Below are 13,036 nucleotides of genomic sequence, written 5' to 3'. Positions count from 1 at the left end.
GTGTTTCATGACGATTATTGTACGGGAACATCCCCGCTCACGCGGGGAAAACTGTCCACAAGGGCTGATTTGTTTTCTTCGGTGGGGAACATCCCCGCTCACGCGGGGAAAACACTTATTAACCATTGGTTTTAGTTCCTTGGAGTACATTATAGATTTAGTTTGGGTCAACGGTGAAATCGTTTTCTGCGTCCAGCTCGGGACCAACCTGGTTTCGGTTTGGAATTTGGTTTGCTGTGGTTCGGTGAAGGTCGCTTTATTAGGACGAGCCCTTCGCAGTCGACTGTTTCCCAATCATGATTGTGCAGCCTGAAGTCGTACCCTTGTTCGCGGTCACGCGTCGTGAAGGTCATGATGGCACGCCCATTTTTGCATTCAGCGACGATTAACCCCCAAAGCTTGTCGCGGATTCGAGGATTCACTTTACCTACAAAAACACCTGCTGATACTTCGCTTAGCCATCTAGTTAGATGTCCCCGTAGAGACTCTGGGCAGGCGGTTAGGACTACTGTAATCATGGCATTTCTGTCTCATAGTTCTTACCACCAACTACTTTCTTCCCGCGTTCATCCCAAAGTGCAATGACTTCAGCTTCAAAATAGAGTTCGTCTTCGGCTTCTTCAGCGTCAGGAAGTAGGAGGGTTTTGATATCTCTTACGATGGTTTCAGTTAATCGTGCCTGCTTGAAGGCATTTCGGCAGCACCGTCGTGTATAGGATGCCAGTTGGTCTAGTGGAAAATCTAAATCCCGCATTGCGACGACAGATTCAAACGCGATCGGAATAGTGACGTCCGCTTTATACAAATCAGCAATGTCATAAACAAATGATCGGTCATGACCAGTGTGGATGATTCCAAGGCCAGGGGAGCATCCTAAAGCGACAATGGTTGCATGAACAAGGCCATAAAGACTGGTGTGGGCAGCGGATAGCGCGAGATTTATTGGATCGGATGCCAAGAAATCGTCTGGGTCATATTGGCGTTTGTTCCACTCAACCTTGTGGGTTTTTGACATCTCTGCATAAATCTTACGAACTCGTGCCCCTTCTCTTCCGCGTAACTGTTGCATCGTTAGTGAAGAGGTATCTTCCCCGGCGAAACGCATTTCATACATAATGCGAGCAGCTTGTAACCGCAATCGGGTATTGCTGACAATTCGTGCTTGAGCTTCAAGAAGTTTGGTGTTACGACCAATTGGCCGTCCATGGGCGTAATATCGGACGCCTTCCTCGCCGACCCAGATGACACTCATACCAGAATCGGCGATAGTTGACATAGCTTGGTGGGTAACCCGAGTACCAGGACCAAACATCAGAACTGACAATGTAGCACTCGGTATGTGAATTACACCGTTTTCATCAGTCGCAGTAAGTGCTGATGAACTTTTTCCAATAGTGCAATGCTCCAAATACAGGAAGGATATCCGATCATCTGCTCGTACCAAGCTACTTGGTTTTGACGGAGCCATTCCTGGTATCGACTTACCCATTATTTCTATCCCTTATACGTGGCGAGGGTTAGTAAACCGGATCCGTATGCTTTACTTCGCCCAATACCTTCGATTAGTGCGGTTCGAAGGGCATTCGGATCAGTCACAGTCAAAACGCCATCGAATTGGCATTGGTCGATTGTGACGTAGGTTTGCTTGTTTTTGTGAGGGAATCTGACCCGCTTTGATCTGGAAACAGAAAACGTTGGAACGGAGTCCGGATCGCTTTGAACCGAGATTCCCAAATTTTCTTGTCTGGCTAATAGCCAATTAATTTGGTCTGGTTCCCTGACAAGTCCGACGTGTCGTTTTTTCCCATCTTCGCAAACTGTGCAGATTACAGGATTTGCGGTAAGCCGAAACTGGTAATATTGCCCGGTCATTAATCGGTCAAGTAGTAGATCATAGTTTCGGGTTTCCCAGGTTGGTTGGGCAGACCACCCAGCTTGCTCTTGGATGTGTTCGAATGAAGGCTGGCGCTCACTGACTAGCCACAGAGTAACCTTCGACCCGTGACGCTCAAGGCGCCATAAAACCCGAGGGTTGCCTTCATCAGGCGTACTTGGAAAACACGATTCGATTGCTGCGTGCATGGTACGTGGGTTGGCTAAGAACTTGGCAGTTTGTCTACGCTGGCCATTAAGTTCCATTGTGCTCAAATAAGGCATCACACCCCTCCTAACAGTGAATAGGGATTGTGGGGATCGTCTTCGTTTCCCAATGGGTTGGTAAAAGGTTGGGTGAATGAATGGATCACCGGCCGAAGTTCGTGGCGACGATTTCGCTGTTCAAAGCAAACAGGAAGATCTCGAATCATCTCATCTGGATTTTCGCCTGTTTTACAATCGCGAGAAATCGCTAGTTGAATCGTTTTCGGTTGCTTTCGTTTGTACCAATCTGAGGCAATCCACGGCCAAGACTGTAGCTCTGTTTCTAGGTCACCGTCCTGGAGACTCAAAAATACGGGGGAAGATGGTGGGCATGAGCGACGTCCGAGAAAAAGCGGAAATACTGGTGATTTGATGCTTTCGACGATTCCGTCAAGGACGGTTGACGGTCCTTCGAGCGCCGCCACAAACTTTGCGTCAGCTAGATACTGGCGGTGTGTCAGTGGTTTTGATTTCCCGGTGCGCCAATCGATTTCCGTTTGAAAATCTTGGATAACTCTGCCAACCTGGTCGATTCGGACCCCGAAACGAAGCCCGACAAGATCAGCTAAATCTGCCGTTCGCTCACGTCCCTGGGCCGCAGCAAGCAGCCCGATTACACCACTTTTAGTCGGTTCCCGTCTAGTAGTACGGTAGGCGAACCGCGATGAATCGCCCCAAGCCTGCAGTGGCCCTGAAAGCTGTAAAAGAAGTGTAGACATATTTACTCGATTTCGGTGGTTGCTTTCCGCGCCACTTCTTCTGCGTGAGAAACAATCTCAGGTAGAGTGCAATTTTCACCGAAGTTAGCAAGTGTCAGTTGTAGTTCTTCCGTCGCTGCAGTTCCAGTTGCTAGGTAATAGTTGGTGGAGTCCGAACCGTAGATCTTGTCCGATTGAATTGCATATTCTGCAAGCCGTCTCGTGGCTTCGGAAGTTCTCCCTTTGGAAACCAAAATCGCATCTTCAAATGCATCGACGAAGTTTACGGGCTGATCCGTACGGATAGAGATAGCAAAGAACTCGGGCCGGGTGCGATTTGCGAAAGTTGTTTGCTTGCCTGTTGGCATAGAAAGAGCGAATGCCTTGGTGAAAGCACCAATAGCCTTCTTCGCGGCGTCAACGGATCCGAGAGTTGTAACTAAAGCATCGACATTGATGGTGGCATATCGATAGAGGGTGGAGGCATTGAACTCAATCGACCCGATCATGCCCGCACCGGCGTTGTCTTCTGGCGCATTATCGTCGACGGCGGTGAAATAGTCGAACTCGATTTCCATGGGATGGACGCTGACCGCATGGGCAACCTGACAGCAGGCATCTGAGCTTAAATCGTGGGAGTCCGCAATCATACGCCCGAAAAGTGCAACATCAATCGAGTGTTTGTCGTTTATTGCCGCTTTAGCTGATTTCTTATCGATTTTGCCGTCAGCTTCCTGGTATGCGGTAACAGCGAGGTGAGCCAGAGCCTTGATTTGTGCACGAGCCAGGAATAATAAATATCCTGTGATCAGTTTTTCGGGAAGATTCTCAGGATCATCCTTCTTTTTCTTGGCAGCTTGAATCTTAATGCCGCCAGCTTTGAGTACTTCTTCTGCCATCTTTTGGGATTGTTCGGCGAATTCTGGTGCTTCTTCCGTGATCGCTTTTGCGATTCGGTCGACTGCGAAAAGTGTGCGTTCGCCCAACATCTCGGCGTCGAGGTGCTCTTCGAAGTCCTTTCGGATGGCTCGTTTCCATGCTTGGGAAGACACACGGGTTCGGCGGGTGCCGCCGAATACAGTGCTTTTTGGCGAGCCAGAGTCGTCGCGATTGATGTTCGCTGGGCCGATGGCTTGGATAGCGTGGAAGTCGATGAACATGGGTTTAAATCCTTTCTATTCGGTAGGGGATTCTGTTCGATAGAGCTGACGGGCCCAGCTCAGTTGAACTGATTTTTTGCTGTCGGGGAATTGGAATCGATAGAGATCCTTAGCTAGCAGCCCGTAATCCAGCGGGATGCTTTCGGTTCGCAACAACTGAATCATTGACCGGAGATGGTGGACTGTCGCCTCAAAAGTCTGGCTTTGGACAATTGATACGAATCGCCGGTAAAGGGAACTATCAAAAAGTTCAGTGTCCGTGATAGTCGCCATTTTTCGAACGGCAGTTCCTAACCCATTTTCCGCTGTGAATGTACCGGATTCTGGTGGTTGCGATGGAACATGCATAGGTTCAGTCTTCGATTGTTGATGCACAGCGTACAACGTCAATGCTGTGAAAATTGCCTTTTCCGCTGGTGATGGGTTTTCTCCTTTTCCAACGAGATCAGCTGGAAGACTTTCGGAAAAGACCGCCCATGTTTCGGGCGACTCGCCAAGGTGCCGGTTGGCTTGGCGTCGAAAAGCGGCAATATTTGCCTTTGCATTCGGCGTACCTGCTAAATAACCATCTTGAAGCTGCGAGATTATACGAGTCGTAACGGCTCGTATCTGCGCTGTCTTCGAAGCAGCCATTTATTCGGTCTCCTTTCTCTCAGTTCGTATGGGAAGTGCCTTGCGCAAGCGACTGAAAAACCACGCTTCGGATTGCCCAAGGGTGAAATTAAAATCATCTTTCTTGCGGCCATGCCAGGCTGCTGGCGAAGCGTTGTGGGAAATCTGTTGAGCCTCGTTGCGTAACGTGTGGTACAGCCACGCCGTCCATTCCGCTAGTTGATCTTCTGCTTTTGTTGCGTCGGTGCTGAGTTTTTGTAGCCATGACCGGAAAAAAGGATCTACTAAAGAAAAAGCAGACTCTTTGGCACGGTTGCGTGCATTATCTGGAGCTTCTTTACTATCAGTTTCTGATCTGGCAACATTGGCGGCGAAATCTCCCAAAACGTTGATGCTGTTTACGGCGCGGTCAACAGCCGTAAGTGCACGACTTCGAAGAGCTTCTTCGCTAGTTACTGCTAGTAATCCTGGAAACGAAAGTTTGTCATGAACCACTTCCGAGAAAGAGGCGCTTTGGGTTCCGTACAGCATGCTCGAAACTTCAACGTTCAAGATGAAATTACGAGGTAAGACGGTTCCGATCCGTTGAGCAACAACTTCTATAGTTTTAGGGGGAAGAAACGCCGGTACCGTTGTCGTTGGAGTCGAGACGGACTTTACTGTTGCAGATCGATTGTCATAGGGAAGAAGGGATTGTAGACCTCGCCACAAAGCCACCCCAGGGTCAAGACTTCTCGGCATATATATATCTTGTTTTGCCTTACTTGATTGTGGCTTAGAGAATCTCCAAGGTGTCATAGTTTCATGGCTCAGCTGCGAAAGGTAATCCACAGGATCGCCATTGCATACCAAGACGCCATCAAATCTGCTTCCATTGTTTCGTAGGCGAATTCGTCGTTGTGGCCATGCTATTAGGGATAGTTGACCAGTTGCTATCAAAACATCTTGTTTGTGGGCTTGAGGGGTAGGAAGTTCCCAGATTGGTAGGTCAGATGTTTCACCATAGTCGGATGAATCATTGCTGCGTGGAACGTAATTTAGAAGAAGAGTTTCTTTCATGTTCATGCCACGAATAATGGTGCAACCCATCCAGCCGCACCACCCGATACCCATGGGATAACCTTTTCCGCCTTTGACCCTGTCGTCGCCTACGGCTCCAGATTTGATGCCCGAGTAGTCAAATTGGGTTGCATGGATAAGCCATCGGGCTCCTTCCGCAAACGAAATCGGGTGCCTGGGGTCAGTTTGACTGTAAAGCGCTCCCTCACCAGGGCTGTCTGCAACTATGATATCGAGTTCTTTCCATTCCCCAGATTTTGTATGCAGTGAGGGGGTTTGCAGAAAGGGATATTCCGGATGCAGTAAATCAAATCTGTTGTGATGTTCCTCTAGATACGTGTTTATCTCTTCAATGGGAAGGGAATCCGAATCCCAAAGTTCCTTCCATAGTGAGGCTGATTCTTCCTCCATATCTTCGTCAATGCTTCGGCAGAAAATGGCGAAAAGAACTCTGAAAATTGCGAATCGCATGGTTGGCAGATCGCACGCGATGTCTGAAATCGTTTCTGCTTTCTCAAAAAAGCTTTTTATACCAATGTTTTCGATTGTGTCATCGGTGAACCGGACAGGAATCCAGTTTTCTGTTAAAAGATTGTAAGATTTGGTCATTTTCACTCCTTTCATCTCGTCGATTTCTAGATTAGAAACTTATGTAGGAAATGCACCGGTGTCAATGAATCTTGTTTTTATCCACCCTCACTCAGGGTTAGCGGAAGTGACTTTCATTCCTAGTTCGGTGCTGTAGGAAAAATGGAGGCCTGCAACTGTAGCCTCGTGACTGGGGGTTAAAGGTAAAAACAATTGTTCTTTTAGCCATTTGTTTTTTGAAATATTGAAAACTTCTTCTTCGCTAAAAACGCACAATTCCAAGGCATCGAGGAGAGCCTCCCCAATTTTTCCTTTTAGCACCCACTGGGGAAGAGGTACAGTGCACATAGCTAAAATTTTCGATTCTTCTTCTGGAATTGGAAAATGAAATTCCAGCTTGGTGTTGCCATATTTAGGTACCCAAGATGGAATTTGGAAATGATCGGTTGTTTTCTCGATCAAAATAACATCAAGGCTGTCTTCGATATCGCGCACCTGAGCATGCCCTTTGATCTCTTCGCGTGCCTCAACAGGCTTGAGAGTATCTATTTCCCAAACAGGTTCCTTAATTGCGGGCACTGGCAACAGATACTGCTTTGCTTTAATTTTCCGAAGTTTGTTGTCCTCTTCGGCTTCTCTGTTCGCTTCTTCCCAAACTGAAATCCAGCTACCTGGTGGCGTCAAACTCGGGGAATACGATAACCTCACAAAGTTCGCAACATCATCAGGAGATTTGATCGTTCTATCGTGCAGTTGTAGCACGCGAAGACTGCGCAGAAGCGATGCCTGACCGTAAACGAAGCTTGATCCCTTTTCAACGAACGGGGGTTCCTCTTCTGTAGGGGCGTCGCATCCTGAAACGTAAAGGGTTGGTAGCTGGTGCTGTGAAGGGCGTTGGTTTTGGGGTCTGTGGTGACGATGTAGCCGTCCAGCGCGTTGAAAGATGAGATCCATGGGTGCTATATCGGAAATCATGCAATCGAAATCAATATCCATGGATTGCTCAATTACTTGAGTGGAAACCACGACCAGTTTAGATGGTCTGTTATTCGCATTCGGTCCAAGCCTTTCAACGATACTTTTCTCGATTCTCCTTCGGTCATAAGCGGAGAATCTTGAATGCAGGAGTACAATTTCGACATCATCGGTGACCTTTTGTTTTACTTCTTCATATACTTGTTGAGCTCGTGAAACTGTGTTGCAAACCACGCCAACGCAACCACCGATCTCGGATAGCTGTAAGACTTTTTCTATTAGGGTAGAGGTTTCACTTCCTAAAAATTTAACGTTGAATTGGGTTGAACGTCCGCTTGGGCTCGGATTAGAGAATGTGACTTCAGAGCTGTTAGAAACACTGATAAGCGGGTAGTCTCGTTGTTCATACGCAGCATTCAGGTCAGATTTTGCAGCATGTTTTTTGTAGGGAACCCGTGTGTTTTTACACACGCCAGTCCTATATGCAGTTAATAGTTCTCCTCTTCGTTTAGGATCAAGGGTTGCTGAAAGAGCTATGACCGGAGTTCCCATAGCGCCAAGCCATATCAGTATCCGATCAAGATAGACTGACATGTAAGAATCCGCGCAATGGATTTCATCCAAGATCACAACTTTGCCGCTGAAGCCTAAGTGGCGTAACGCTAAGTGGCGTGAGCGAAGAGCCCCGAAAAGCACTTGATCGATCGTCCCTATGGTGAAGTCTGAAAGTGCACTTGTCTTTCGTCCGCTGAACCACCAATGGGGAATGAGTGACGCTTTGTTTTCTGCTTCCTCTCCGTAAATTGGTGAAAAGTCGTTGCTAGTTTTCGAAAATAACCCAGTGTATTCCTCGTTGTACTGTGCTTTTCCGTGGCAAAGCACAGTACTTGCTTCCTTGTCGCTTGGTAGACGATTTGCAAGCCATCGCAGCATTCTTGGAAACATCGCATCACTAGTAGCACATGTTGGTAGTGCAATGGTTATACCGGAAAGGTTGAAGCGAGAAGCTAAGATTTCTGCTGCTGTGAATGCGGCTTCGGTTTTCCCTTCCCCAGTGGGAGCCTCAATGAGTATTAAACATGCGGAGTCGGCTTTCCGTGCCAGTTCCATTGCTGCTTTTTGAACAGGGCGTGGGGCTGATCCTTCTGGTAGCGAAAAACTATTCTGAAATAATTCAAGATCGTCAATTGGTGGAGATGCAAGCCACGGTTTTGGAAAATGGAGAGATGCAAACGCGATTTCGGCACGTTGCTTACTAGAGCGGTAGTCATCCAACGGAAACCACTGGGTATTGGATGCAATCCAGTCTGACATGATGATAAAGCCACATAGTGTCATTTGGGCTGTTTGGGATAGCGATTTTTTTGTTAAGCGAACTAAATCTTGTTGAGAAAAGCCTGCTGTTTTTGCAGCCCGCTCCCATAGTAGAAGTCGATCTTTATGCCAATGCGTTTCTTTCTCTCGGGTATAGGGGAAGCAATTGAGGAGATTTACTTTAGAAGGAAATACGCCGTGGTGGCCTCCTACGATCGTCGATAATGATTCGATAGCGAAACAATCTTCAGGTTGTACTTGGGACTCGAGCCAATCGATCAAACTCAATGCACTCACAGTTCCGTGAGGCATGGATTTTTTATCCGCTTTGTCTAATGTTAAGAAAACTGCACCTGCAGCGGTCATTCGAGATGCGCATTCGGGAACCTTTATGGCGAAAGCGCTACTGCACTTTCCGATATCGTGTCCGCTTGCTAAAAAGACTGCAACTTGTCGTCCGAAGTTTTCATCCCCGTCGAAGGAATCACAGATCAAAGCTTTTGAATTGGGGGTCAGCCAGGTGTCCCATAAAGCTGCTGCAACGCAGGCAATGTCATCTAGATGGCGGTAGAGGGGTAACCAGCCACCACTATGGCGATCATATTTCGCCCAAGCATTTTTATGTTCCTCAACCGAAGGTGGATCCTGAATGAAAGGTGCGTTTGGCATGAAAACTTCCTGATTGTTATTGCATTTGATATTTATTATGCACCGCGCATTGAACAAAGATCAGTGAAATGAAAACAATCCCCTAAACCATTTTAAAACTTGCGTTTTAAATGCGGATATGGTTCAGGGGACTACCCCCGCTGGCGCGGGGAATGAGCAATTTTCTCGCCGACACAATCCGCGAAAAAGGGACTACCCCCGCTGGCGCGGGGAATGAGATTATCAATTCCTGCATAATGGAACATTCCTGCTACGGCAAGAACTTTTTAAACCTCAAGCTAAACTTTAGTTATTTTTTGACAACCTGCCTACCGCAAAAGAATTGAACAATAGTCGCAGCCCCCACTCTTCCGAATCCCCTCTACAATCCCCCTTATGCCTTTTAACCTTTTCCAAACCGTTCGTCTTACTACCGACATTCCAGCGGATGAATCAATCGACCCGCCGGAGCCAGCACTGTCGGCAGGCACGACTGGGACTGTTGTCGATTTGTTAGATGGCACTGCCTATTTGGTGGAGTTTGCGGATGATCAGGGGCGAACTATTGCTTTGCCAGCTCTTACCGAGGATCAAATTACTAGAGCCTAGATTGGCTTACATGCTCCCCCCGAAAAAACCAAGAGGCGAGCCAACGCGCGCAAAACACGCTGACTCGCCAAGGTTGTATCACTATTAACTATCAAATCCGATTTTAAATAGTCCCATTAGTTTGAGTAGTAAGCCGTCTTTCCCGCCGTTTTGGTCGGATTTGTTTACCGCACGCCGCATGATTTGTACGAGGGGGTAAGCGATTGGTTCGGGTGGGATCGGGATGGGTAGTCGGCGTGCCATTTTCAACCTGGTGCGTTCGGTTTCTTTTCCTTCGAGTAGGTCGAGCATTGTTTCGGCGCCGAATCGGGTGGCGCCGAGCCCGAGTCCGGTGAATCCGGCACTGTAGGCGACGGTTTTATTGCGGGTTGTGCCGTGGAATGCAACGAGTTGGGTGGACATGTCAATAACTCCGCCCCAGGCATGGGTGATTTTTGTGCCTTTTAGGCTGGGGAAGGTGGTGTAGAGGTGGTCTACGAGTAGTCGGAATGTTTCGGGGCGTTGGTCGTACCGTGGGGTGATTTTACGTCCGCGGTGGTAGATGGCGTCCCAGCCGCCGAAGAGGATGCGGTTGTCGGCGGTTTTGCGGTAGTAGTGGAATTCTTTGCCTGAGTCGGTGATTCCGTTGCGCTGCGTCCACCCGATTTCTTTTAGTTGGTTATTGGTGAGTGGTTCTGTAACGATGGCGTAATCGTAGACCGGGAGTGTAAACAGTCGCAGGTGTCGTAGCAAGGAGGGGAATGCGTTTGTTGCCAGCGCTACTTTGGTGGCGGTTATTTTTCCTTCTGGTGTGTGGGCTGTGGCGCCAGTTTGGTTGTGTTTGAGGTCGGTGATTTCGGTGTTTTCGTAGATTGTGACACCGAGTTTTTCCGCTGCTTCGGCTAGCCCCCAAGCTAGCTTTGCGGGGTGGACGAAGGAGTATCCGTCTTTTTTGAATAATGCGGCGCGGTAGACAGGGGAGTTGCCGTGGCCGTGGTTGTCGGTGGGATTAAGTTGTTGGGCGTTGCTATTGGTGATCCACGGAACTTGGTGGTTTTCGGTGGCTACGACCATGACGCCGGTGTTTTCCCATTCGGCATCAATGTTGTATTGGGTGATGGTGCGGTGAAGTTCGGCGAAGTTTTCGTCGGCAAGCTTGTGTATCGTTGCTAATTCGTTGGGGAAGTGGAGTTTTCCGTTGTCGTCGCCGTGGGTGAGATTGGATTCGCAGAAGCCACCATTGCGACCGCTGGCAGCCCACGCAATTCGCCGCTTTTCGACGACCACAACGTCCCATTCGGGGTGGCGTTCTTTGGCGATAATTGCAGTCCATAGTCCGCAGAAGCCGCCACCGACTATAAGGAGGTCAGCGTTGATGTCTTCAGTCAGCGCGGGCCGTGGCTCCGGTCGGTTGGGGTTATCGAGCCAAAAGGGCGTGGTGTTCGCGTCTTTGAGCGCTTCGGTGAGAAGTGCTGGGTCGTGGGTTGGTGTGGATCCGTAGGCGGTGGACATGTGTTCTGAGGTTTCCTTTTTCGTCTTTTCTGCTTGATGTCTATGCTACGGCGGACGAGGTAGTGGGGGTGGGTTTCCCTCGAAAAATATGTGGTAGGTGTGGGAGATGGGGGTAGTTATTTGTGGTGAATTGTGGCGCGTTTTCGGCGGTTTTGTATAGGGTGGGGCGCACTAGCTTTTGGCTATATGTGCTCTTGAATCGGGGTTTTGCGGCTGAGTTTCACCTTAGGAATTCCCTCGGGTTTTCTTATATAGCTGTGTCCCCCGTTTCGTTTCATGTTTTTCAAAGGAATGTTGGTGACAAATAAATGAAAACTCAGCTTTATATTGGCGGTGAATTTGTTGACGCCTCTGATGGTGGTGTAACTCCAATCGTGAGCCCAGTGACAGGGGATGTGATTGCAGAAGTCGCTGTTCCTACGTCAGCTGATCTGGATCGCGCGGTGTCTGTGGCGCGGGAGGCGCAAGCGCAGTGGCGGCAGGTGGGGGTTTGGCAGCGAGCGGCTGTGTGTCGCAAAGTGGGGGAGTTGATTGATGCGCGTCGCGATGAGTTGGCGAAGCTTTTGACACTGGAGCAGGGTAAGCCGATCACGGAGTCCTACGCTGATGTTGATGAGACTGCGGAACTGTTCCGGTTGCATGCTGAAGATGCGGTGCGGTTGCATGGTGAGACTCTCCCCGCTAACGATCCGCACAAACGGATGTGGACTTTCTATCAACCAGTTGGAACCTGGGCAATTGTCATTCCGTGGAATTTCCCAGTTTTGATGTTTTCCGAATTTGCGGCTCCGGGACTCGCTACGGGTAATGCATTGGTGGTCAAGCCGCCAACCCATACCTCTTTGACGTTGCTGACGTTGGTTGATGTTTTAAATGAGGCAGGTGTGCCACCCGGATTGATTAATATTCTTCCCGGTGAAGGTGATTTTGGTGCGCAATTGGTGAGCCATACGGGAATCGACGCGATTGGCTTCATTGGGTCTTCTGCTACGGCGGAAAAGATTGTGCAGACCGCTGGTCTTAAGCGGGCGATCATTGAGGCTTCCGGAAATGGTCCGGTAGTGGTGCTTGATGATGCTGATCTTGATGCGGCTGCTAAAGCGGTTGTTCAGGGTGCATACTATAACGCGGGCCAGGTGTGCTGTGCTACTGGTCGTGTGTTGGTCCATCAAGCGGTACATGAGGATTTTGTTGCGGCGGTTAAAGCTGCGGCGACGGAAGCGGTTCTTGGTGATCCTTTCGATGAGAAGACTACGTTGGGCCCGATGAATAACCAACGCACAGCGGAGAAGGTGGATCGTCATCTGGAAGAAGCCAAGGAACGTGGTTTTGACATAGTTGTCGGTGGTAATCGTAGTGCTGATTACCCAACGGATTTGTACTATGAATTCACCGTTGTTGATAACGTGGCGCCAGATAGTTTGCTTAGTGTCGAAGAGACCTTTGGGCCGGTGGTGCCAATCATTGTTGGTGCTGATGATGACGAGCTATTGCGTTTGGCTAATGATGATGCACTTGGGTTGCAGGGAGCGGTTTTCACCAAGGATATGACCCGTGCCTATAGGTTTGTGGAAAATATGCGCACTGGCCAGGTGATCGTAAATGATAGCAATGGTTTCTGGGACATTAACATGCCGTTTGGTGGTGTAGGTGGTACTCGTACCGGTTGGGGTCGGATCGGTGGCAAACATACGCTGCTAGATATGAGCGATCTGCGTACTGGGGTCATTCACCTCGACTGAT

11 protein-coding genes and 1 CRISPR repeat array (1 of these 12 running past the window's edge) are annotated in these 13,036 nt (G+C 48.9%); of the genes, 2 read left to right on the top strand and 9 right to left on the bottom strand.

Translation table 11 applies throughout. The features are described from left to right. Positions 1-113: a CRISPR direct-repeat array (repeat unit 28 nt; unit sequence GGAACATCCCCGCTCACGCGGGGAAAAC) (it extends 5,396 nt beyond the left edge of the window). A 54-nt stretch (positions 114-167) separates the two neighbouring features. From cas2e to CMUST_RS12195, 8 genes are all read right to left on the bottom strand, one after another. Continuing rightward, positions 168-518 (bottom strand): type I-E CRISPR-associated endoribonuclease Cas2e, encoded by a 351-nt coding sequence (cas2e, locus tag CMUST_RS16410; protein ID WP_083987566.1) that lies wholly within the window; start codon positions 516-518, stop codon positions 168-170. Then, positions 515-1,489 (bottom strand): type I-E CRISPR-associated endonuclease Cas1e, encoded by a 975-nt coding sequence (gene cas1e / locus CMUST_RS12225; protein WP_047262754.1) that lies wholly within the window; start codon positions 1,487-1,489, stop codon positions 515-517. Before cas1e ends, cas2e begins: the two co-directional genes overlap by 4 nt. A 5-nt stretch (positions 1,490-1,494) precedes the next feature. After that, positions 1,495-2,157, bottom strand: coding sequence for a type I-E CRISPR-associated protein Cas6/Cse3/CasE (cas6e, locus tag CMUST_RS12220; RefSeq protein ID WP_047262753.1), 663 nt, complete (start codon positions 2,155-2,157; stop codon positions 1,495-1,497). After that, complete coding sequence (cas5e, locus tag CMUST_RS12215; protein ID WP_047262752.1) at positions 2,157-2,858, bottom strand: type I-E CRISPR-associated protein Cas5/CasD; 702 nt, start codon at positions 2,856-2,858, stop codon at positions 2,157-2,159. Before cas5e ends, cas6e begins: the two co-directional genes overlap by 1 nt. A 2-nt stretch (positions 2,859-2,860) precedes the next feature. Continuing rightward, complete coding sequence (gene cas7e, locus CMUST_RS12210; RefSeq protein ID WP_047262751.1) at positions 2,861-3,997, bottom strand: type I-E CRISPR-associated protein Cas7/Cse4/CasC; 1,137 nt, start codon at positions 3,995-3,997, stop codon at positions 2,861-2,863. Between the two features lie 15 nt (positions 3,998-4,012). Then, the gene (gene casB / locus CMUST_RS12205) at positions 4,013-4,630 is read right to left on the bottom strand and encodes a type I-E CRISPR-associated protein Cse2/CasB (RefSeq protein ID WP_047262750.1); all 618 of its coding nucleotides are present in this window, start codon (positions 4,628-4,630) and stop codon (positions 4,013-4,015) included. Then, the gene (gene casA, locus CMUST_RS12200; protein WP_052844739.1) at positions 4,631-6,277 is read right to left on the bottom strand and encodes a type I-E CRISPR-associated protein Cse1/CasA; all 1,647 of its coding nucleotides are present in this window, start codon (positions 6,275-6,277) and stop codon (positions 4,631-4,633) included. Positions 6,278-6,364: 87 nt separating this feature from the next. Next, positions 6,365-9,214 (bottom strand): CRISPR-associated helicase/endonuclease Cas3, encoded by a 2,850-nt coding sequence (locus tag CMUST_RS12195; protein ID WP_047262749.1) that lies wholly within the window; start codon positions 9,212-9,214, stop codon positions 6,365-6,367. 375 nt (positions 9,215-9,589) lie between these two features. Between CMUST_RS12195 and CMUST_RS12190 the strand changes: the two genes are divergently transcribed. Further along, positions 9,590-9,802: a DUF4926 domain-containing protein gene (locus CMUST_RS12190; RefSeq protein ID WP_047262748.1), complete on the top strand. Its 213-nt coding sequence runs from the start codon at positions 9,590-9,592 to the stop codon at positions 9,800-9,802. An 84-nt stretch (positions 9,803-9,886) separates the two neighbouring features. On the opposite strand, the gene CMUST_RS12185 is transcribed toward CMUST_RS12190, so the two are convergent. Further along, positions 9,887-11,293, bottom strand: coding sequence for an NAD(P)/FAD-dependent oxidoreductase (locus tag CMUST_RS12185; RefSeq protein WP_047262747.1), 1,407 nt, complete (start codon positions 11,291-11,293; stop codon positions 9,887-9,889). A gap of 308 nt (positions 11,294-11,601) precedes the next feature. Here CMUST_RS12185 and CMUST_RS12180 point away from each other — a divergent pair, with 308 nt between their 5' ends. Next, positions 11,602-13,035 carry an aldehyde dehydrogenase family protein gene (locus CMUST_RS12180; RefSeq protein ID WP_047262746.1) on the top strand — a complete coding sequence of 478 codons (1,434 nt, stop codon included), beginning with the start codon at positions 11,602-11,604 and terminating at the stop codon, positions 13,033-13,035. Position 13,036 lies beyond the last annotated feature (1 nt).

The organism is Corynebacterium mustelae (assembly GCF_001020985.1).
Taxonomy (GTDB): domain Bacteria; phylum Actinomycetota; class Actinomycetes; order Mycobacteriales; family Mycobacteriaceae; genus Corynebacterium; species Corynebacterium mustelae.
This window is presented reverse-complemented; position numbering and strand designations above follow the sequence as displayed.